General features: G+C 61.1%; 21 protein-coding genes. 15 read left to right on the forward strand and 6 right to left on the reverse strand.

The window, feature by feature from the left end:
• Positions 1 to 13 precede the first annotated feature (13 nt).
• Both JF539_RS19570 and JF539_RS19575 read right to left on the reverse strand, forming a co-directional pair.
• Positions 14 to 577 (reverse strand): cytochrome b, encoded by a 564-nt coding sequence (locus JF539_RS19570; protein WP_207142391.1) that lies wholly within the window; start codon positions 575 to 577, stop codon positions 14 to 16.
• Between the two features lie 258 nt (positions 578 to 835).
• Positions 836 to 1,909, reverse strand: a complete 1,074-nt coding sequence (locus tag JF539_RS19575; protein ID WP_207142392.1) for a YeeE/YedE family protein — start codon at positions 1,907 to 1,909, stop codon at positions 836 to 838.
• A 128-nt stretch (positions 1,910 to 2,037) separates the two neighbouring features.
• Between JF539_RS19575 and JF539_RS19580 the strand changes: the two genes are divergently transcribed.
• On the forward strand, positions 2,038 to 2,976 hold the full coding sequence (locus JF539_RS19580) for an MBL fold metallo-hydrolase (protein ID WP_207142393.1): 939 nt from the start codon (positions 2,038 to 2,040) through the stop codon (positions 2,974 to 2,976).
• Between the two features lie 97 nt (positions 2,977 to 3,073).
• Here the strand turns inward: JF539_RS19580 and JF539_RS19585 are convergent, their stop codons facing one another.
• From JF539_RS19585 to JF539_RS19595, 3 genes are all read right to left on the reverse strand, one after another.
• Positions 3,074 to 4,171, reverse strand: coding sequence for a YeeE/YedE family protein (locus JF539_RS19585; RefSeq protein ID WP_207142394.1), 1,098 nt, complete (start codon positions 4,169 to 4,171; stop codon positions 3,074 to 3,076).
• A 275-nt stretch (positions 4,172 to 4,446) separates the two neighbouring features.
• Positions 4,447 to 4,797, reverse strand: a complete 351-nt coding sequence (locus JF539_RS19590) for an ArsR/SmtB family transcription factor (protein WP_207142395.1) — start codon at positions 4,795 to 4,797, stop codon at positions 4,447 to 4,449.
• Positions 4,798 to 4,894: 97 nt separating this feature from the next.
• Positions 4,895 to 5,269, reverse strand: coding sequence for a transcriptional regulator (locus tag JF539_RS19595; protein ID WP_207142396.1), 375 nt, complete (start codon positions 5,267 to 5,269; stop codon positions 4,895 to 4,897).
• Positions 5,270 to 5,360: 91 nt separating this feature from the next.
• Between JF539_RS19595 and JF539_RS19600 the strand changes: the two genes are divergently transcribed.
• The 11 genes from JF539_RS19600 to JF539_RS19650 all read left to right on the forward strand — a co-directional run bounded on the left by JF539_RS19600 (position 5,361) and on the right by JF539_RS19650 (position 15,492).
• Positions 5,361 to 6,095 (forward strand): cytochrome c biogenesis CcdA family protein, encoded by a 735-nt coding sequence (locus tag JF539_RS19600; protein WP_207142397.1) that lies wholly within the window; start codon positions 5,361 to 5,363, stop codon positions 6,093 to 6,095.
• 33 nt (positions 6,096 to 6,128) lie between these two features.
• A complete protein-coding gene (locus JF539_RS19605; RefSeq protein ID WP_207142398.1) occupies positions 6,129 to 6,722 on the forward strand; it encodes a thioredoxin fold domain-containing protein in 594 nt (197 codons plus the stop codon).
• A gap of 175 nt (positions 6,723 to 6,897) precedes the next feature.
• Positions 6,898 to 7,377, forward strand: a complete 480-nt coding sequence (soxX, locus tag JF539_RS19610; protein ID WP_207142399.1) for a sulfur oxidation c-type cytochrome SoxX — start codon at positions 6,898 to 6,900, stop codon at positions 7,375 to 7,377.
• Between the two features lie 23 nt (positions 7,378 to 7,400).
• Positions 7,401 to 7,850, forward strand: a complete 450-nt coding sequence (gene soxY / locus JF539_RS19615; protein WP_207142400.1) for a thiosulfate oxidation carrier protein SoxY — start codon at positions 7,401 to 7,403, stop codon at positions 7,848 to 7,850.
• 21 nt (positions 7,851 to 7,871) lie between these two features.
• Entirely contained in the window at positions 7,872 to 8,201 is a 330-nt protein-coding gene (gene soxZ, locus JF539_RS19620; protein ID WP_207142401.1) for a thiosulfate oxidation carrier complex protein SoxZ, read from the forward strand.
• Positions 8,202 to 8,239: 38 nt separating this feature from the next.
• Positions 8,240 to 9,103: a sulfur oxidation c-type cytochrome SoxA gene (gene soxA / locus JF539_RS19625; protein WP_209017430.1), complete on the forward strand. Its 864-nt coding sequence runs from the start codon at positions 8,240 to 8,242 to the stop codon at positions 9,101 to 9,103.
• Positions 9,104 to 9,294: 191 nt separating this feature from the next.
• On the forward strand, positions 9,295 to 10,989 hold the full coding sequence (soxB, locus tag JF539_RS19630) for a thiosulfohydrolase SoxB (RefSeq protein WP_207142402.1): 1,695 nt from the start codon (positions 9,295 to 9,297) through the stop codon (positions 10,987 to 10,989).
• A 25-nt stretch (positions 10,990 to 11,014) separates the two neighbouring features.
• Positions 11,015 to 12,289, forward strand: a complete 1,275-nt coding sequence (gene soxC / locus JF539_RS19635) for a sulfite dehydrogenase (RefSeq protein ID WP_207142403.1) — start codon at positions 11,015 to 11,017, stop codon at positions 12,287 to 12,289.
• Positions 12,273 to 13,388: a c-type cytochrome gene (locus tag JF539_RS19640; RefSeq protein WP_207142404.1), complete on the forward strand. Its 1,116-nt coding sequence runs from the start codon at positions 12,273 to 12,275 to the stop codon at positions 13,386 to 13,388. The genes soxC and JF539_RS19640 overlap by 17 nt, the downstream gene beginning before the upstream one ends.
• A gap of 25 nt (positions 13,389 to 13,413) precedes the next feature.
• Positions 13,414 to 14,169, forward strand: a complete 756-nt coding sequence (locus JF539_RS19645; protein WP_236042560.1) for a c-type cytochrome — start codon at positions 13,414 to 13,416, stop codon at positions 14,167 to 14,169.
• A 45-nt stretch (positions 14,170 to 14,214) separates the two neighbouring features.
• Positions 14,215 to 15,492, forward strand: a complete 1,278-nt coding sequence (locus JF539_RS19650; protein ID WP_207142405.1) for an NAD(P)/FAD-dependent oxidoreductase — start codon at positions 14,215 to 14,217, stop codon at positions 15,490 to 15,492.
• A 111-nt stretch (positions 15,493 to 15,603) separates the two neighbouring features.
• Here JF539_RS19650 and JF539_RS19655 read toward each other — a convergent pair whose 3' ends face one another.
• Complete coding sequence (locus JF539_RS19655) at positions 15,604 to 16,236, reverse strand: GntR family transcriptional regulator (RefSeq protein WP_209017431.1); 633 nt, start codon at positions 16,234 to 16,236, stop codon at positions 15,604 to 15,606.
• Between the two features lie 147 nt (positions 16,237 to 16,383).
• On the opposite strand from JF539_RS19655, the gene JF539_RS19660 reads away from it, so the two are divergent.
• The 3 genes from JF539_RS19660 (at position 16,384) to JF539_RS19670 (ending at position 19,761) form a co-directional block, all read left to right on the forward strand.
• Positions 16,384 to 17,487 carry an ABC transporter permease subunit gene (locus tag JF539_RS19660; RefSeq protein WP_207142406.1) on the forward strand — a complete coding sequence of 368 codons (1,104 nt, stop codon included), beginning with the start codon at positions 16,384 to 16,386 and terminating at the stop codon, positions 17,485 to 17,487.
• 3 nt (positions 17,488 to 17,490) lie between these two features.
• Positions 17,491 to 18,561 carry an amino acid ABC transporter permease gene (locus JF539_RS19665; RefSeq protein ID WP_207142407.1) on the forward strand — a complete coding sequence of 357 codons (1,071 nt, stop codon included), beginning with the start codon at positions 17,491 to 17,493 and terminating at the stop codon, positions 18,559 to 18,561.
• 162 nt (positions 18,562 to 18,723) lie between these two features.
• On the forward strand, positions 18,724 to 19,761 hold the full coding sequence (locus tag JF539_RS19670; protein ID WP_207142408.1) for a transporter substrate-binding domain-containing protein: 1,038 nt from the start codon (positions 18,724 to 18,726) through the stop codon (positions 19,759 to 19,761).
• Positions 19,762 to 19,767: the final 6 nt, after the last annotated feature.

The raw sequence follows: 19,767 nt of genomic DNA on the forward strand, positions 1-19,767 counted from the left end.
CTCCGGTCCGCTTTCAGAGTATCTTGTAGAGCGTGGCGTCGCGCCGGATCATGTGATGAAACAGAACGGCTGCGATATGCACGGCGAACAGGGCGAACAGAATCCAGGCGCTCCATTCATGAATGGCCGATAGAGTTCCCGCGATTTCAGGCGATTTTCCGATCGGGCTCCAAACCGTGACGGCGCCGAACCACTTCAGCGGGAAACCGTGCGCGTTGGTGGCCAGAAACCCGCTGACGGGCATCACGATGAGAAACAGATAAAGAAGACCGTGAACGGATTCCGCCGCGATTTTTTCCATCGCGCTTCCTTCCGCCGGCGGCTTGCGGGCGATCAGCTTGTTGCCGACACGGACAAGCATCAGCCATAGGACCAGGAAACCGAAGCCCTCGTGCAGCATGTAGAAGTCCATCTTGGCATCGTTGTTGACGTAGTGGATGAGGAAACCGAGCGGCCAGGTTGCCAGGACCAGAACCGCCACGAGCCAATGCAGCAGACGGGTCGTCACGGCGTAGCGTTCGGACGGGGCCAGGGGGGTGCCTGCCGCCGAAGTTTGTGTCTGCAGGGTTTCCGACATTTCTCTCTCCGTAAGGTCTTGTACAAGGCGTCGGGGTCAAACACCGCAACGTCCGCCCGCCTCCCGCGCGCGCCTCGGCAGGATGGCTGGACCATGCCAGAAAACCTACGTCAAAGACACGATCTCCGCTACCGTTTGAAGCATGCGCAAACCAGTCTTGTGGTCGCTGCCGCCCCGTTTTGTCTAAGGCGGAAAGACGCGCTGGACCTGTGACGGACGGCACTGCGTCGATGGCAGACCCACATTTGGGGAAAGGCGTCAGGCGACCTGCTGGCCCCGGGGTTCGAGCCGTCCGCTCAGGATCCGGTCGGTGATCGCAGCGGACAACCAGATGCCGGTCAGTGTGATCCAGGCGGTGAGTGCGAAAATGGAAGCGCCTGTCACGCCTGCCCCTACCGCGCAGCCGCCGGCGAGCATGCCGCCGAACCCCATCAGCGTCGCGCCGGTCAGGTAGCGGGCCATGGATTTGCCCCCTTCGAAGCCCTGCAGTTCGAGCTGGCGTGTCAGGAATGCCGCCAGAAAGGAACCGAGAAAAACCCCCGGAACCAGGCCGATGTCGAAATCCAGGACATCGCCGGGAGGAGAGAGAACCAGCATGAGCGTGTCGGCGGAGGGGCCGGTGAAGGTCACGCCTTCGATCTGGACCGGATCAAAGGCCTGAAGGGCCATGGCTGACGTGAACCACCAGGCGAGGGGAATGGCAAGCCCGGCTCCGGCTGCCGCGATCAATTGCCAGGCAGGCACCTTTACCCGCCAGGCAATGACCAGACCGGCGATGAGCCAGAGACAGCCGAAGGCGATCGTCATCCCGGACGTCAGCCCCAGATGCGCCGTGATGTCGTTTCCACCCACGTCGCCGGTTGTCCAGAGCGCGGCGATCCATTCGCGGAACGGTTTCAGGATCCCGCGCAAACTTGCTTGCGCGACCACGGCGAACACAAGCCCGGACAAGAGGGCCCGCAGATTTCCGGTGGCGGAGAGGACGAGGAGCCGGCTGGCGCACCCGCGCGCGAGCACCATGCCGGTGCCGAACATCAGGCCGCCGAGAAGGGCGCCCGAAAGACTTTGCGGAGACGCGAGCTGGCGGGCCTCGTTGGCCTGAACCTCACCGATAGAGATCAGGACCTGGGTCCCGATCAAGGCGGCGGAAAACGACAGCAGCCAGACCGGCAGGCGATCGCCGGGCGTTCCCCGGGAGAACTCGATGCTCGCGGCGCGCAGACAAAAGCGGCTTTGCTGAGCGAAGGCGCCGAACAGGGCTCCAACCAGAAGCCCGCCCAGGGCCAGCAACCAGGGTTCGGAAATCCGGTCCAGCAAATAGGTCAAGTCCATGGCGCTTCCTCTCCCACCGCGCAAACTTCCGCCAATCCGCGGATGGTCCGGGTGTATTTCGAATTGCGCATTGACCAATCTCAAGGAAACATAGATAAATTCAAAACTATGCATGTGTGGAGGAGAGCATGTCTCAATCAAACTCGTTCAATCTGACAAGACGGCAGGTTTTATCGGCCGGCGTCGCGTTGACAGCCACAGGCCTGGCCGGTGTGCCAGGCCGAGCCGTCGCGGAGGCCAGCCTGGCGGTTGGTGATCATGAGTTGACCGTCTTTTCCGACGGCCACTTGTCCTTGCCGATGAACTTTGTCCTGCCGAACCAGAGCGAGCAGGAAATTTCGGAGCTTCTGACGCCCCATGGTCTGGCTACCGACGCCTTGCGACCGGACTGCAATGTCACGCTCCTGAGAAGCGGTGACCGCCTCGTCCTGTTCGATGTCGGTGCCGGGGCGAATTTTCAACCGACCGCGGGAGAGCTGCCGGGCAAGCTAGACGAAGCGGGGATCGACCCGTCGGACATCACCGACGTCGTCCTGACCCATGGTCACCCGGACCACCTTTGGGGAATCCTGGACGATTTCGACGATCCATTTTATCCGGAAGCCACCATTTGGGTGCCTCAGGCGGAATGGGATTTCTGGCGTGCGGACGACACCCTGGCGAAAACGCCGGAAGCGCGCAAGAGCTTCGTCGTGGGGGCGCAGGCCCGGTTCGAGGCCATTGAGGATCAGGTGTCGATGATCAAACCGGACCAGGAAATTTTTCCGGGTGTCGAGGCGGTCGATACGTCCGGCCATACGCCGGGCCACATGTCCTACGCGATCCACGGGGGAGCCGAGAGTGTTTTCATCATCGGCGACGCCATCACCAACTCAATTATCTCATTCGAGAAACCGGAGTGGATTTCCGGCACGGATACAGACGGTGAGAAGGGCGTCAAGACGCGCCTGCGTCTCCTTGACAGACTGGCGCAGGACAAGTCACGGGTGATCGGGTTTCACTTTCCCAATCCGGGCGAGGGCCGCGTCGAGAAAACCGGAGACGGTTACACATATGTTGCCGGTTGATCGAGGGAAACTTTTTTAAGGTACTGTCCCGGCCCTGAGCCGGGACGAAAGTTTCCCGACAAACACTTTCCCAGACCACAGTTTACTGAATAACTCTTTATTCGGCCGCGGAGGGATGCTGGTTGCGGCGGAAGGCGGCCAGTGCCGAGCCTTCGACCAGCCAGGCGAGGCCAACCCTGGCGCCCAGGGCCATGGAAATCATCACGACGGGGGCGGAAATGGCCAGGGTCGAGAAGGCCGTGATCCCCTGACCCACCGTGCAGCCCATGGAAATGACGCCGCCAATTCCCATCAACGTGCCGCCGAGAATGTGGCGTCCGAGTTCGCGGGCGTCGTCGCAGGCTTCCCAGCGTATGTCGCGTTTCCAGACGGCGGCGGCGACCGCGCCGAACAGGGTTCCGACGATCAGTCCGACACCGTAATCGGGCCATGTGCCGGTGTAGGTGATGAGCTGCATGATGGTGTCGCCCACAGGCACGACGAAGGAACCGGCCTCGATCTGGACCGGGTGGAATGACCGCGCGGCCATGAAGCTCGTCGCCCACCAGCCGAAAGGGATCACGCTGCCGATGACCATGGCCGCGCCGATCCTGGCATATTGCCGGCGGAAGGCCGGGGACTTGAACACCCAGAAGAGACCGGCCAGAAGGATCAGGATCGCGACGGCTCCCTGAAGTCTCATGCCGAAGATCGTGGAGACGATATCGCCCATGGACTGGCTGCCGCTGCCGGCGAAGGACACCGCCAGGTCGTCGACGAGCGGAACGCGAAGGATACCGACAATGCCGCGTTGCGTGGCGAGGGCGGACAGGCCGATGACGGTGAGAACCACCAGCGCCCGCAGACTGCCGCCACCCAGGCGCAGAACGGCGCCAAAGCCGCATGTTCCCACAAACGCCATGCCGATGCCGAACATGAACCCGCCCGCGATGGCGCCTGTCCAGGCGAAATCGGGCGACAGGTAGAAAGATGCCTTCAGATCGGCAAGACCGAGGCCGGACAGAAGCTGGCTGCCGGCAAGCGCGACGAGTGAGGCAAGAACCCAGAGTCTCAGGGTTCGGCTGTCTCCGGCATACCAATGGCGCTCCAGCGCCGACAGCGTGCAAAAATGGGTTGAGCGGGCAACGAAGCCCAGAACGCTTCCCGCCAAAATGCCGAGCAGCGGTGTCAGAAGCACCGGGTCAAGGACGATCATATGCGTTTACCGTTTCCCCCCAACACCCCGATGGTCTCCCCAAGATCCTCCCGAAGACCTTTATGAGGGCATCCTGAGCGTTTCCTCACGACTGTTTCAGGCCGCGGACCCGCGGATCAGAGCGCGAAAGACCTGAAACTGCGAATGTCCGCAGGGCCGGATTCCGGTTCTGCAAAACCTTCAGCGTGTTTCGGAAACCGTAGCAGGCCGCGCACAAAGCGGCAATCAAAGACGATGCTGCAGCGCACGCTTGCAGGCGGCCCGCTCAGCCTTCGTCAGGTTGTGGCCGGCCGGACGTCCTTGCAGAACAGCGTGTACAGGCTCTCGATGATCGAGCTGATTTCGTCGTCCAGGAGGCTGTAGTAGATCATGCGCCCGTCCCGGCGCGACTGGACCAGGCCTTCAAGGCGAAGCCGCGCCAGTTGCTGCGAGACGGCGGCCTGCGGCATGGTCAGGATGTCTTCCAGTTCGGAAACGGACTTTTCGCCTTCGGACAGCAGACACAGGATGACAAGGCGCACTTCATGAGACAGCGCCTTGAGCAGATCGCTGGCCTTTCTCGCCTGATCCATGAGCAGGTCGAGTTCCTCCGCATCCATATTTTTATCGAAGGCCGGCAGAATCATTTGAAACGCGCTTTCCTTGCTGGCGGTGCTGCTGCGATGCACAATCGAAGACTACACAGATACTTGCCTTAAGTCATTACAGATATCAACAGCGAGCTTAGTTGGTGTTTTCCGGCAGTTTCTGAAGCATTCCCGTAAGTAGTGGCCAGAAAAAATGCTCGCCGGGATAACCTCGCAGCCGGTCGATTTCCTGGCCCTCGGAAACGAGAACGAACGTCGGTGTCATTCGTTCCCTGGCAATGCCGTTGAGATCGGCGGGCCACGGCTCGGTGATGTCCACCCGCCGCAAGGGTGCCAGCCGGCCTTCTTCGGTCTTCGGATACGCGACGCCGATTTCCTCGTTCCAGCGCTTGCACCAGACACAGCCGGGTTGCTCCAGCATGAGCAGCTCAGCAGCCTTCGGAGCCTCGGTCCAAAAGAGGCCCGGAACGACGGTCATTGCGACCAGGAAGAAGCGGTAGGGTTTGACCATTTTGAAATCCATGCATTTCTGTGATTGCAATATATAGGATTATTTGAATATTTTAAAGCTGTCTCAATCGGGTGTCCCTGGGAGGAGTTGAATGCTCGATGTATCGCTCTGGGCGGCGTTTCTGGCCGGCCTGCTGTCATTCGTGTCGCCGTGTGTGTTGCCCATCGTACCGCCTTACCTGTGCTATCTCGCGGGTGTCAGTTTCGACGAGCTGAAAGGGGAGACCGCGACGGCGGCGACGGAACGGCGGGTCATCTTCGCGGCAATCGCCTTTGTTCTCGGCTTCTCCGCCGTGTTTGTCGCGCTCGGCGCGACCGCCAGCGTGATCGGCCAGTCGGTTGCTCGCTATTACGACATTCTTTCCTATGTGGCCGGAGCGATCATCATCGTCATGGGGCTGCATTTTCTCGGGCTGTTCCGGATCGGGCTTCTATTCCGGGAAGCCCGGGTTCATGTGGAAAGCAAACCCGCGGGATTGCTCGGCGCCTTTCTCATGGGGCTTGCCTTCGCCTTCGGCTGGACCCCATGCGTCGGGCCGGTGCTCGCGGCGATCCTGTTTGTCGCCGGATCCTCCGACACGACCTGGCAAGGCGCCGGTCTGCTTGCGGTCTATGCGCTCGGCATCGGCATTCCGTTCATTCTGGCGGCCGCCTTTGCCAGCCGGTTCCTAAAGTTTGCCGGGCGCTTCCGCAAACATATGGGCGCGGTGGAAAAGGTCATGGGAGGTTTGCTCGTTCTGACAGGCGTTCTTTTCATCACCGGCCAGATGTCCGCGATCGCCTTTTGGCTGTTGGAAACGTTCCCCGTGTTCTCGCAAATCGGCTGAAACGCCCGGGGAAAATAGAGGGAGGATATCGGAATGCGACTCTGGAAACGACTGGCTTTCGCTCTTTGCCTTGTCATGCTTCCGCATGCACAGGCTCTCGCGGCCACGGTGGGCGACGACGGTCTGCACAAGCAGCCCTGGTTCACGGTGACCTTCAAGGATATCGCCGAAGACATCGAGACGGCGGCGGCCGAAGGCAAGCGGCTGGCGATCGTCTTCGAACAGCGCGGCTGTATCTACTGCCGGCAGATGCATGAAAAAATTCTCTCCGATCCGGAGGTCACGGATTACATCAAGGAGAATTTCATGGTCGTTCAGTACAACATGTTCGGCGACGAGGAGGTCATCGATCTGGACGGCGAGGAGCTGAGCGAAAAGACGGCGGCGCGCAAATGGGGATTTGTCTTCACCCCCACGATCGTCTTTCTGCCGGAGGAGGTGCCGGAGAGCGGAACGGTCTCGGAAACGGCCGTCGCGATCATGCCGGGGGCTTTCGGAAAATGGACTTTCCTGAATATGTTTCGCTGGGTTCACGAAAAAGGTTATGATGGCGACGAACATTTTCAGAAGTATCATGCCCGTATAATCAATGAGTTACGGGAACAGGGACGGCTCGGTGCCGAGTAGCCGAGCGGCTTTGCACGATAAAATGCAAGATCGGCAAAAAGGCCTATTGCATAACATATGCAAAAAATCATATCTTTTAATGTGAGGAGGACAGGCGGAGGCGGTTTCGCATCCGTCGCGAAACGGACATTCGACGAAAGCGAGCCGTTTCACACTGAGGAGGAAAGCCGACATCATGAGTAAGGGCGCGACTAGAAAAGGCTTGCCGGCACTGCTGGCCGGCGCGGCGGTGATGGCCGCATCCGTGGCGAGTGCGGGCACCGTTGCCCCGGACAGTGTGCCGATCGTCGATATGGAGCTGCCCCAGTCCCTGACCGGGGTCGCGGGTGATCCCGTCGCCGGCCGCGAGACCTTCGCCGACCGGAAAAAGGGCAATTGCCTGGCTTGCCATGCCAATGCCGACCTGAACGACCAGCTGTTTCACGGGGAGGTCGGTCCGGTTCTCGACGGCGCGGCAGACCGCTGGGAGGAGGCCCAACTCAGGGCGATCATTGTCAATTCCAAGGACGTCTTCGGCGAACAGACCATCATGCCCGGATTCTACACCATGAAAGTCGGGATCAACGTTGCCGAGGATCATGCCGGAAAAACCATCCTGAGCGCACAGGAGGTGGAAGACATCGTCGCCTACCTCATGACGCTCAAAGAAGATTGATCTCGCGACTCAAGGAGCAAGAGATGACCATCACCAGACGCCAATTGTTCGGCCTGACGGCAGGCGCCGCCACCGTTCTGGCATTCAACCCGAAAATGTCCTTCGCGGCGGCCGATGAAACAGACGCTGCGATCAAGGCCTTCACCGGCGGCGCGGAGCCTGCCGCAGGCACCGTTTCCCTGGATACCCCGGAAATCGCCGAGAACGGCAACACGGTTCCGGTGGGTGTCTCGGTCGACAGTCCGATGACCGCCGACAGCTTTGTCGAGTCCGTGCTCATCCTGGCGGACGGCAATCCGAGCCCGGCCGTCGCGACGTTTCATTTCACCGCCATGAGCGGTGTGGCGGAAGCCAAGACCCGCATTCGCCTCGCCAAGACCCAGAATGTGATCGCGGTCGCGAAAATGAATGACGGTTCCACCTATATCGACCGCAAGGAAGTCAAGGTCACCATCGGTGGCTGCGGCGGCTAAGCGAGGAAAGGATCAACAGATATGGCATCTCCAAAACCACGCGTGAAAGTGCCGAAAAAGGCATCTCAAGGCGAAGTGATCACCATCAAGACGCTGATCAGCCATCCGATGGAGTCCGGGCAGCGCAAGGACAAGAAGTCCGGCGAACTCATTCCGCGGCAGATCATCAACAAGTTCACCTGCGAGTTCAACGGGCAGGTGGTCTTCAGCTGCGACATGGATCCCGCCGTTTCGGCGAACCCCTACGTCGAGTTCAGCGCCAAGGTGAATGAGCCCGGTACGTTCAAGTTCACCTGGGTGGACGACGATGGCAGCGTCTACGAGACGGAGAAAAAGATCGCTGTTGAATAGGCCGCGGTGTCAAGCCGCACAAATCGGGAGGAGACGATTTGGCTAAGACGGAAAGTAAGCTCGCCACCCTGCTAGCAGTGGCGGTGGTGAGTGCAAGCACTGCGGCACTTGCTGGGGGACCGGCGGACGACAAGCTTGTGATCGACGACGAAATCGAGATCAAGACTCGTGTGGCGGCTCCGGAGGGGCATCCGCTCGATGAACTGATTTCAGGCTGGCACTATCGCACGGACGAAACCCGTGCGCTGGAGGCCGACAGTTTCCAGAATCCCGGTATGCTTTATGTGGAGCGCGGAGAAGAAATCTGGAACACGGTCGATGGAGCGGCGGGCAAGTCCTGTGCGTCCTGTCACGAGGACAGCGAGAGTTTCCTGAAAGGACTTGGCGCAAGCTATCCTAAATGGGACGCGGATGCCGAACGGCCGATCAACATTGAGCTTCAGATCAACAAGTGCCGCGAAGAGAACATGGAGGCAAAGCCCTACAAGTTCGACGCGGCGGATCAGAAAGCCCTGACGACCTACATCAAGCACCAGTCGCTCGGAATGCCGGTCGAAGTCGATCTGACCCAGGGCGACATGGAGTCCTGGTGGGACAAGGGGGAGGAGCTCTACTATACGCGGACCGGCCAGTTGAACCTGTCCTGCGCTACCTGCCACGAAGACTATAACGGCAACTACATTCGTGCGGACCACCTGAGCCAAGGCAATGTCAACGGATTTCCAACCTACCGGCTGAAGCAGTCGGCGATGGTGTCTCTGCACAATCGCTTCCGCGGCTGCATCCGCGATACACGGGCGGCTTTCCCGCCCGCATTCTCGGACGACCTTATGGCGCTGGAAGTCTATGTGACCTGGCGCGGGTCCGGCCTGGGCGTCGAAACCCCGGCGGTTCGCCAATAGGCTGACTGCTTAACTTCCGGCGCGGTGGCAGCCGCCGCGCCGGACCTTTGCCGCACGGGCGGCGCGACTGAAATTCAACACCGCCTCCGGGAGGGTGCGGGTGCGCGAGGTGTCTTGCGCGCCAACGGGATCGATTTGCTAACGGCCGGCCGGTTTCAGGCCCTGCGGCCAGGATTTGGAGTGACGAGGGAATGTTCTCAAGACGCGAGTTCCTGATGGCGGCAACGGCGACCAGCGCCTTGCTCGGGTCCGGCATGGCCGGCTCCTGGTCCCGGCTGATGGCGCAGCAGGCGCTCAGCGAGGACCAATTGCTGGAGATGGCACCCAAGGGTCAGCTCACTCTGGTCCATATCACCGACATTCACGCCCAGCTGAAGCCGATCTATTTCCGGGAGCCGTCGATCAACCTGGGCATCGGCGACGTGAAAGGCAAGCCACCGCATGTGACCGGCGCGGTTTTCCTCAAGCTTTACAATATCGAAGCGGGTTCTCCGGACGCCTATGCCTTGACCTCCGAGGACTACGTGGCGCTTGCCAAGACCTACGGCAAGATGGGCGGCATGGACCGGGTTGCCACCATCGTCAAGCGCATCCGGGCCGACCGTGGCGCGGACAACGTCCTTCTTCTGGACGGCGGCGACACATGGCAGGGAAGTTATACCGCCAACCAGACCCTCGGGCAGGACATGGTCACGATCATGAACGCCCTCCAACCCGATGCCATGACCGGCCACTGGGAATTCACCTACGGCACCGACCGGGTTCAGGAACTCATTGAAGGCCTGCCTTTCGCGTTTCTCGGATCGAACATCTACGACAACGAATGGGATGAGCCGGCCTTCGAGAGCTGGAAGATGTTCGAGCGCGGCGGCGCCAAGGTGGCCGTGATCGGTCAGGCCTTTCCCTATACACCGATCGCCAACCCGCGCTGGATGATCCCCGGCTGGTCCTTCGGTATCCGCGAGGAGGATATCGCAGCCCATGTCGAGGAAGCGCGAAGCGAGGGCGCGGAGCTGGTCGTGCTCCTGTCCCACAACGGGTTCGACGTGGACCGCAAACTTGCTTCGCGCGTCGACGGAATCGACGTCATCCTGACCGGCCATACCCACGACGCGCTGCCTGAACCGGTGATCGTCAACGACACGCTGGTGATCGCTTCCGGCTCGAACGGCAAGTTCGTGTCGCGCCTCGACCTCGATATTCAGGACGGGAAGCTGGCGGGTTACAGTTATCGTCTCATCCCGGTGTTCTCGGACGTGATCACGCCGGACGCCGAGATGGCTGCCCTGATCGACGACGTTCGGGCGCCTTACGAAAGCGATCTGTCCCGCGTTCTCGGCAAGACCGAGGATCTCCTCTACCGGCGCGGGAACTTCAACGGCACGTTCGACGATCTGATCTGTCAGGCGCTGATCGAAGAGCGCGATGCCCAGATCGCGTTGTCGCCGGGGTTCAGGTGGGGCACGACGCTGCTGCCTGGACAGGAGATCACCTTCGAGGACCTGCACAATGCCTGCGCGATGACCTATCCGGCGGCCTACCGCTCGACGATGAGCGGGAAGATGCTCAAGGATATCATGGAAGATGTCGGCGACAACCTGTTCAACAAGGATCCCTACTACCAGCAGGGCGGCGACATGGTTCGCGTCGGCGGCATGGGCTACACCATCGATCCGAACAAGGAGATCGGCGAACGTATCTCCGATATGACGCTTCTGGCGACCGGCGAGACCATCGATCCCGCCAAGGACTATGTCGTCGCCGGCTGGGCTTCGGTCAACGAAGACACCGAGGGTCCGGCCATCTGGGACGTCGTTGAAAACCACATCACCAAAAACCCTGTCGTCAAGCTGCCGGACAACCAGTCCGTGAAGCTTGCCGGTTAAGTGAAATCGAGCAAGAGGACCAGTCATGAGTGACAAGACCGTTTCTCAATCGCCGAACCTGTCGCGCCGGTCGCTTCTGAAAGCCGGACTTGCCACGGGCGTGGCCGCAGGCGCGGTGGGAACAGCCCGCGCGGGCGGAGATCCGCTGATAACCGAAATCCAGGACTGGAACCGGTATCTCGGCGAAGGCGTCCAGGCGCGCCCCTATGGGATGCCTTCGGAATACGAGGCCCATGTCGTGCGCCGCGATGTGGAATGGCTCACCGCCTCCACGGAGAGTTCCATCAACTTCACGCCGCTGCACGAACTCGACGGCATCATCACGCCGAACGGCATCTGTTTCGAGCGTCATCATGGCGGCATCGCGGAAATAAATCCGGCCGACCACCGCCTGATGATCAACGGTCTCGTCGACACGCCGCTGGTCTTCACGATGGAGGACCTGAAGCGGTTTCCGCGCGAGAACCGGGTCTATTTCCTGGAATGCGCGGCGAACTCCGGCATGGAGTGGCGCGGCTCCCAGCTCAACGGCTGCCAGTATACCCACGGCATGGTTCATTGCGTCGTCTACACCGGCGTGCCCCTGAAGCTGCTCCTCGAAGAAGCCGGCATAAAGACCAACGCCAAGTGGGTGATGCCGGAAGGCGCGGATGCGTCCGCCATGACCCGCTCGATCCCGATGGAAAAGGCGCTCGACGACTGCCTTGTCGCCTTCAAGATGAACGGCGAGGCGCTGCGCCCGGAACAGGGCTATCCGTTGCGGATGGTCGTTCCCGGCTGGGAAGGCAACATGTGGGTCAAGTGGCTGCGCCGGATCGAAGTCGGCGACGAGCCGTGGCATCAGCGCGAGGAAACCTCCAAGTACACCGACCTCCTGGAGAACGGCAAGGCTCGCCGGTTCACCTGGGTCATGGACCCCAAATCGGTGATCACCAACCCGAGCCCGCAGGCGCCGATCAGCCACGGCAAGGGGCCGCTGGTGATCTCAGGCGTCGCCTGGTCCGGCAATGGCCGCATCACCCGGGTGGATGTGTCCCTCGACGGTGGGCGCAACTGGAAGACCGCCCGCATCGACGGTCCGAGCCTGCCCAAGGCCATGCACCGTTTCTATCTCGACATCGATTGGGATGGTTCGGATCTGCTGCTGCAGTCCCGCGCGATGGACGAGCACGGTTACTACCAGCCGACCAAGAACGAATTGAGGGTCTCTCGCGGCGAAAACTCGATCTACCACAACAACGGCATCCAGACCTGGCATGTCAAAGCAGACGGGACGGTGGAAAATGTCGAAGTTTCTTAAAGCTCTCAGCCTGGGCGTTTCCATCGCGGCGCTGCCGGTCGTGGCCGGTGCCGCATTCGCCGGCGATGCCGCGCAGGGCGAAAAGGTCTTCAAGAAATGCCGGGCCTGCCACGCGGTCGGCGAAGGGGCCAAGCACAAGGTCGGTCCGGAGTTGAACGACGTGTTCGGCCGAACCGCCGGCTCCATAGACGGCTTCAAATACTCCAAGGCGATGATTGCGGCCGGCAACGAGGGGCTTGTGTGGGACGAGACCACCATGGCCACCTACCTCGAAAAGCCGAAGGCGATGATCAAGGGTACGAAGATGGCTTTCGCCGGCCTGAAGAAGGACGACGATGTGGCGAATGTCATCGCCTATCTGGCGACCTTCTCCAGCGCCGCTGCGGCCAAGGAAGAAGAGCAGAGCTCCGCGGCGCCTGCCGCCGATGCGGAAACGCAAACGGCCAGCGCGGACCAGCCGGCGGCTCCCGTCTCGGCGACGCGCGACGGTGGTGTTTTCGGGCTGGGCCGGGAAGCGCTGCCTGAGGAAATCGCCGCCTGGGACATCGACATTCGTCCCGACGGGGCCGGTCTGCCGGTCGGCTCCGGCACGGTGGCCGACGGAGAGGTTCTTTACACCGACAACTGCGCGGTCTGTCACGGCGACTTCGGCGAAGGTGTCGGACGCTGGCCGGTTCTCGCGGGCGGGCACGACACGCTCGCCGACGAGCGTCCGGAAAAGACCATCGGCTCTTACTGGCCGTATCTGTCGACCGTTTACGACTACGTCCGCCGGGCGATGCCGTATGGAAATGCGCGCTCGTTGTCCGATGACGATGTCTATGCCTTGACGGCCTATCTGCTTTACCTGAACGATATCGTCGATGACGAGGATTTCGAGCTGTCGAATGAAAACTTCACCGACATTCGTCTGCCCAACGAAGAGAACTTCTTCTTCGACGACAGGGATGAGGAGCCTCACTACGCTCAGAAAGGCGAGCCCTGCATGAGCGATTGCAAGGCGGATGCGGTCAAGATCACGCAGCGGGCGCGCATCCTTGACGTGACGCCTGGATCGGTCGACGACGACCAGGCCGCGGCGGGAGGCGGCGTGGACTGACGCAACGGGTTTGGGAGGACCCGACATGACAATGGCCGAAACAATCAGGCTTGCCTTGCGGCTTCTCGAAGCCGGGGGGAAGGTCTGGCCGAAAGCGGGTCTTTCCACTCTTGCCTTTCTCTTCCTGGCCGCTTCAACTGCGGCGCAGGAAGGAGACCCCGAAAAGGGGGCGAAGCTTTTCAAAGCCTGCAAATCCTGTCACGAGATCGGTGCCGAAGCCAGGAACGGTGTCGGTCCGCATCTCGACGGTCTTTTCGGTCGGCAGGCAGGGATCCTCGACGGTTTCAAGTATTCCAGCGCGATGAAGAAACAGGGCGAGGAGGGGCTCGTCTGGAACGAGTTCACGCTCGATCAGTATCTGAAGAAACCGCGCGCCTATGTGCCGGGTACGCGCATGTCCTACCGGGGCATGTCCAGGGATGCCGAGCGCACCCATATCATCGCCTATCTCAAGACCCTTTCCAGCGAAGCGCCGGCGGAAAATCCCACGGCCGCGAAACCGCACCGTCCGGAAATGGGCGCCGCCGCGATGGACTTGACCGGCGATCCGGATTACGGCGAGTATCTGTCCAGCGAATGCGTCACCTGCCATCAGATCACGGGCCGGGCGGACGGCATTCCCTCCATTGTCGGCTGGCCCAAGGAGCCGTTCATCCGGGCCCTCTTCGAATACAAGACAAACGTGCGCAGTCATCAGGTCATGCAGAACATGACGATCAATCTCGGCAACGAGGAAATCGCAGCGCTTGCGGCTTATTTCGGATCCCTCGATCCACAATAAAGGTTTGGAGCATCTGCCGCCCGCTGCTCAACTGGGAGGAAGAAAATGCCAAGAATCTCACGCCGGACATTCGGAGGGCTGATGGGCGCGGGCGCTGCGTCGCTCGCCCTGCCTTATTACGCCCGGGCCCAGGGCAAGCCGAGGGCCGTGGTCATCGGCGGCGGGGCCGGCGGGGCGACCGCCGCGCGCTACATGGCCAAGGACGCCGGGGAGGATCTCAACGTCACCCTGATCGAGGCCAACCCGAAATACACGACCTGCTTTTTCTCCAACCTCTATCTGGGCGGTTACCGCGACTTCGAGTCCATAACGCACGGCTATGACAAGCTTGCCTCCAATTACGGCATCACCGTCGTCAACGGCCGGGCCGAGGCCGTGGACCGGGACGCCAGGGAGGTGACGCTGGCGGACGGATCGAAGGTGCCGTACGACCGGCTGATCGTCGCGCCCGGGATCGACCTTATCTACGACAGCGTGCCCGGTTACTCGGAAGAGGCATCCGAAATCATGCCGCATGCCTGGAAGGCCGGTCCGCAGACGCAGTTGCTAAAGGCCAAGCTGGACGCGATCGAAAACGGCCAGCAGATCGTCATGGTGGCGCCGCCCAATCCCTACCGCTGCCCGCCGGGACCCTACGAACGGGTTTCCATGATGGCGCATGTTCTCAAGCAGAAGGGGTTCAACGACAGCAAGATCGTGATCATCGACCCCAAGCCGAAATTCTCCAAGCAGGCCCTCTTCCAGGAAGGCTGGGACAAACACTATCCGGGCATGATCGAATGGTACGGACCGGACGTTCACGGCGGTATCGCGAGCGTCGACCCTCAGACTGGGGAGGTCGAGACCGATCTCGACACGTTCAAGGGGGCGCTCGTCAACGTGATCCCGGCTCAAAAGGCCGGCGGGATCGCGGCGCAGGCCGGGCTTGCCAACGACAGCGGTTTCTGTGCCATCGATCCGAAGTCCATGCGCTCGCAGGCGGACGACAACATCTTCGTGATCGGCGATGCCTCGATTGCGGGCGACATGCCGAAATCCGGCTTCTCGGCGAACAGTCAGGCCAAGGTGGCCGCCATGGCCATTCGGGGAGACCTGCTCGGATCGAAAGTCTTTCCGGCCAAATACTCCAATACCTGCTGGAGCCTGATCGAGACCAACGACGGTGTGAAGGTCGGCGCGCAATATGCTCCGTCCGCAGAAAAGATCGCCTCGACCTCAAGCTTCATCAGCCAGACCGGCGAGGACGACGCCGTGCGCCAGGCGACCTACGAGGAATCGGTCGGCTGGTACAAGGGGATCACAACCGACATCTTCGGAGCCTGACACCGGCTTCGTTTGGAGGTTCAGCGTTCCGGTGCCCCGGCGGCCTGTAAGGAGGGGTCGGCGGGGTGCCGGGCACCTGTGTGGCGAAATCTCTGAACACCTGACGTGAGATCAGATCCCGGCAGGGGCCAATTCGCCGTCGATGACGCAGCGGAACAGGTCCGTGCTGTCGCGGGGCGTGTAGCCGGCGATATGGCGGATGAGGTTGCGCAGCGTCTCGGCCGCGCCCTTTTTGTCGCTTGCGAGATCCTGCATGTGCCAGCGGACCACGCGCCAGAAACTGGCCGAGAATGTGTCCCGCAGGATCGGGTCCGGGATCACTTCGGCCAGCAGAGCGTGCATCCTGTTCCTGAGATCGTAATGAAGATCGCGGTCCTCGTCCTCCAGCATGGAGGCCATGCCGGCCAGCGCCAGAATGTCGGAATGCTGGGCGATGGTCAGGGGCGGCAGCTGGTGGAGCAGTACCGCCTGCAGGATGCCGCGATGGGTCACAAGATCGCGGTTGCGATTGTCTTCCGCCATGGCGACGACGACCGTGCCGACGCCGCTTTTCGTTTCCACCAGCCTTTCGTAGGCCAGGCGCTGCAGGATCTGGCGGATCGGGGTCCGCGACATGCCGTATTGCGCCGTCAGGGTCGTTTCGTGAAGGATGAGATCCTCACCGGGCGGAGCCATGCAGATGGTGCGCCGCAAGGCGTCGAGCGTTCTGGTGTGTTTGGTGTCGAATTGAGAGGCCTGGGTCATGTGTTTCTGGTACGGTTCGATTTCTTGCGGAACGGCTTTACGGAGGTGATATATACCTGTATACAGGTGTAATTCGTTGTCTCAGTATACATATCCCCGATGATTCCACCAAGTGCGCCGCCTCCCCAAACCACAAAGCTCCGCGCCTTGGATCTGGCGGTCGCGGCCGGTCTGACGGCTTTGCTCCTCCTTGCCGTGGTCAACATCTTTCTGAACATGTCCGCGGCCGGGATCGCTCCCGGATACGGCTTTCTGGTTCAGGAGGCGGGCTTCGACGTCAGCGAGTCCCTGATCCCTTACCAGCCGGACGACACTTACGGCAGGGTCATCCTGACCGGGTTGGTCAATACCATCTTTCTGGCCGGCGTCTGTCTGGTTCTGTCCACCGCAATCGGAGTTGCTGTCGGGTTGACGAGCGTCGGACCGAGCCCGCTCGGGCGCGTCCTTGCGCTCGGCTATGTCGAACTCTTCCGCAACCTGCCAAAGCTTCTGGTCCTGCTCGTGCTTTATGTGGTTGCGGTGAACGGTTTACCGCACGTCCGTCAGGCGGTTTCCCTGGGGCCGGTCTTCCTGTCGAACCGGTCGGTCAATTTCCCTGTTCCCGAGCTGGATGCGACGGCCTTGATCCCGATGGCGGTGCTCTGCGCGGGACTTTTGTTTTGCGTCTTGAGGTCCCGCAGCCGATGGCGAAAAGGTATCGTTGCGGACTGGAAAGAGCGATGCCTGCAGTTTGCCGTTGTCCTGGGGCTGCCGGTTCTTTGCATTCCGGTCTTTGCCGTTCACGTCGGGGTTTCCGTGCCGGAGCTGAAGGGCTTCGATTTCAAAGGCGGTGGACGGATTTCGCTCCAGTTCGCGATCATCGCGCTGACCCTGGGGCTTTATCACGGCGCCCAGATCGCCGAAGTGGTGCGCGGCGGTCTTCAGGCCATTCCCGCAGGGCAGACAGAGGCCGCGAGGGCGCTGGGTCTGAAACGCTGGCAGGTCATCCGTCTCGTGATCCTGCCCCAGGTGGTCCGGATCGTCATCCCGCCGATGAACAATCAATATGTCAACCTGATCAAGAACACATCCATCGCCATCGCCGTTGGCTATTCCGACCTGATGTCGGTGACGGGCACCATCATCAACCAGACGTTCAAGCCTTTCGAGATGATGCTCATCACCATGGGGCTCTACCTCGGCCTGTGTACTTTCCTGACAACCGTGCTCAACCGGTTTCACCGCCGGCTGACGGAACGCGAGACGAGGTGACAGATGACGGGTGGAGCAATGAACCGGCTCGTTCCGTTCTTCCGGGAAGCGTTCGCAACACCCCTTGCCGGAGTCCTGTCTCTCCTGGCCTGCGCCTTGACCGGAGTGCTGGCCATGGGCGCTTTCAAGTGGCTGGTTCTCACCGCCGTCTGGCCCTGGCAGGCGGCCGGGGCCTGCAAGGATCTGGCGGGGTTTTGCTGGCCCTTCCTGATTGAAAAGACCCGTTTCATCCTGTTCGGCACCTATCCTTACGCGCTTCACTATCGTCCCGCGCTCGTTTGCCTGATCCTGTGTGTCTTTGCGGTGGTCACGTGCCGCCATCTGGTGGCCGCGGCTCCGCTCCTGAGCGCAAGGCAGCTGGCGGCGAGCTGGATCGCGGTTATCGTGGCTTCCTTCGTGCTGATGGGCGGTGGGATATTCGGACTGGAGCCGGTCGATCCGGTCCGATGGAACGGCCTGCCGATCCTTCTCATCCTGTCGATCGTCGCCGTGGCGCTGGCCTTTCCGCTCGGGGTCTTTTTGTCGCTCGCCCGTGTCCAGAGCTCCTATCCCCTGCTGGCGCGCTTCGCGGCCGCCTATGTCGAAATCGCGCGCGGCGTGCCGATGCTGACGGTGTTGTTTGTCGGCATTTTCGTTCTGCCGCTGATGCTGCCTGAAGGTGTCGGTATTTCGCCCGTTCTGGCAACACTCGTGGCGCTGGTGTTCTTCCATGCGGCCTATTTCGCCGAAGATGTGCGCGGCGGGCTGCTTGGCTTGCCCAAAGGGCAGGACGAAGCAGCCAAATCCCTCGGCATGACCTACTGGCAGTCCACCCGGCTGGTGGTGTTGCCGCAGGCGTTGCGCCGCAGCCTGCCGTCGCTGGTGAACAGCATCATCGGCGCCTACAAGGATACGTCTCTTGTGGTGGTTGTCGGTATCCACGATCTGACCGCGACCGCGCGCATGTCCTTCGGCGATCCGGCCTGGCGCGACAACGCGGTGGAGGCCTATGCGCTGGTCGCGATCTGGTTCTTCGTCTCCTGCGCGTTTCTGTCCGGGATCGGGCGCACACTTCACAGAAACACCGTTTCCTGAGGTTTTCCCTGGCCGCAAGTAAAGCCGCCATGCGGGAAACGGTCCCTCCGGGTGTCGATTGAAAATTTCAGGCTGGACAAGCGTCAAGAATTTGTAACAATATACTTGTATACAGGTATTGAGGTGAGCGAAAGACACCTTTGAAGCAAAGGAAAGTTCCCAATGAAAAACCTTTTGATATCGACCGCATTCCTCGTGGGCGCATTCGCGGCCGCGCCGGCGCTTGCCGGCGACGTCCTGGACGACATCCTCTCCAAGGACCAGCTCATCTGCCTGGTCAACCCGAACTCGCCGGGTTTTTCGGTGCCGGACAGCGAAGGGATCTACCAGGGGTTCAACACGGACTTCTGCCGCATGGCTGCCGCCGCCATTCTGGGTGACGCAGGCAAGGCCGACATCCGCGGGATCGGATTTTCGGATTCCATGAAAACCCTGGTCGCCGACGGGGCGCATATGGCGTCGCGCTCGATCACCGCGACCGGCACCCGCGATGCCGATCCGGGCCTCGCCTTCGTCGCCACGACCTTTTATGACGGTCAGGGCTTCATGGTGCCGAAATCCCTCGGTGTTACCAGCGCGGCCGACCTGAACGGTGCCACGGTCTGCGCCGAAGACGGCTCGACGACACTCCTTAACATCGCGGACTGGTTCGGAGACCGGGGTATCGAGTACCGGGTCGAAAACATCGCGGACAAGACCGCGCGGCTCGAAGCATTCTTCTCCGGTAAATGTGACGTCTATGCCTCTGACGTGACCGCGCTCCTGAGTGACCGTCTCCTGTCGGAAAAGCCAGAAGCCTACACGATCCTTCCCGAAGTGATTTCGGCAGAGCCCCTGACGCTCGTCACTCAGCCGGATCAGGCACTGGAAGCGGCTGTCTTCTGGGCGTTTCAGGTGATGATCAATGCCGACCAGTTCGGGGTCACCTCGAAGAACGTCGACAGCATCGTCGCGGATCTGGAAAATCAGCCCAAGGCGGTCCGCCGCCTGTTCGCCGAAGACAGCGCCACCGCCGAAATGGCCGACAAGCTGGGCCTGCCCAAGGATTGGGCCTATCGGGTTATCGCGCAGGTCGGCAGCTACTCGGAAGTTTTCGAGCGCCATCTCGGCAAGGAAACACCGTTCGGCATCGAGTTGAAGGAAACCGCCAACGCCCTGACTCGCGACGGCGGCCAGATGTACGCCTATCCGATCCGCTAAACCGGC

Source organism: Roseibium aggregatum, assembly GCF_017309185.1.
Taxonomy (GTDB): Bacteria; Pseudomonadota; Alphaproteobacteria; order Rhizobiales; family Stappiaceae; genus Roseibium; species Roseibium aggregatum_B.

Coding starts and splice junctions, on each gene's coding strand:
- JF539_RS19585 (WP_207142394.1), bottom strand. CDS start 4,171: ATGATCGTCCTTGACCCGGTGCTTCTGACACCGCTGCTCGGCATTTTG.
- JF539_RS19665 (WP_207142407.1), top strand. CDS start 17,491: ATGACGGGTGGAGCAATGAACCGGCTCGTTCCGTTCTTCCGGGAAGCG.
- JF539_RS19605 (WP_207142398.1), top strand. CDS start 6,129: ATGCGACTCTGGAAACGACTGGCTTTCGCTCTTTGCCTTGTCATGCTT.
- JF539_RS19570 (WP_207142391.1), bottom strand. CDS start 577: ATGTCGGAAACCCTGCAGACACAAACTTCGGCGGCAGGCACCCCCCTG.
- JF539_RS19600 (WP_207142397.1), top strand. CDS start 5,361: ATGCTCGATGTATCGCTCTGGGCGGCGTTTCTGGCCGGCCTGCTGTCA.
- JF539_RS19645 (WP_236042560.1), top strand. CDS start 13,414: ATGACAATGGCCGAAACAATCAGGCTTGCCTTGCGGCTTCTCGAAGCC.
- JF539_RS19580 (WP_207142393.1), top strand. CDS start 2,038: ATGTCTCAATCAAACTCGTTCAATCTGACAAGACGGCAGGTTTTATCG.
- JF539_RS19640 (WP_207142404.1), top strand. CDS start 12,273: ATGTCGAAGTTTCTTAAAGCTCTCAGCCTGGGCGTTTCCATCGCGGCG.
- soxY (WP_207142400.1), top strand. CDS start 7,401: ATGACCATCACCAGACGCCAATTGTTCGGCCTGACGGCAGGCGCCGCC.
- JF539_RS19670 (WP_207142408.1), top strand. CDS start 18,724: ATGAAAAACCTTTTGATATCGACCGCATTCCTCGTGGGCGCATTCGCG.
- JF539_RS19655 (WP_209017431.1), bottom strand. CDS start 16,236: ATGACCCAGGCCTCTCAATTCGACACCAAACACACCAGAACGCTCGAC.
- soxX (WP_207142399.1), top strand. CDS start 6,898: ATGAGTAAGGGCGCGACTAGAAAAGGCTTGCCGGCACTGCTGGCCGGC.
- soxC (WP_207142403.1), top strand. CDS start 11,015: ATGAGTGACAAGACCGTTTCTCAATCGCCGAACCTGTCGCGCCGGTCG.
- JF539_RS19590 (WP_207142395.1), bottom strand. CDS start 4,797: ATGATTCTGCCGGCCTTCGATAAAAATATGGATGCGGAGGAACTCGAC.
- soxB (WP_207142402.1), top strand. CDS start 9,295: ATGTTCTCAAGACGCGAGTTCCTGATGGCGGCAACGGCGACCAGCGCC.
- soxZ (WP_207142401.1), top strand. CDS start 7,872: ATGGCATCTCCAAAACCACGCGTGAAAGTGCCGAAAAAGGCATCTCAA.
- JF539_RS19650 (WP_207142405.1), top strand. CDS start 14,215: ATGCCAAGAATCTCACGCCGGACATTCGGAGGGCTGATGGGCGCGGGC.
- JF539_RS19595 (WP_207142396.1), bottom strand. CDS start 5,269: ATGGTCAAACCCTACCGCTTCTTCCTGGTCGCAATGACCGTCGTTCCG.
- JF539_RS19575 (WP_207142392.1), bottom strand. CDS start 1,909: ATGGACTTGACCTATTTGCTGGACCGGATTTCCGAACCCTGGTTGCTG.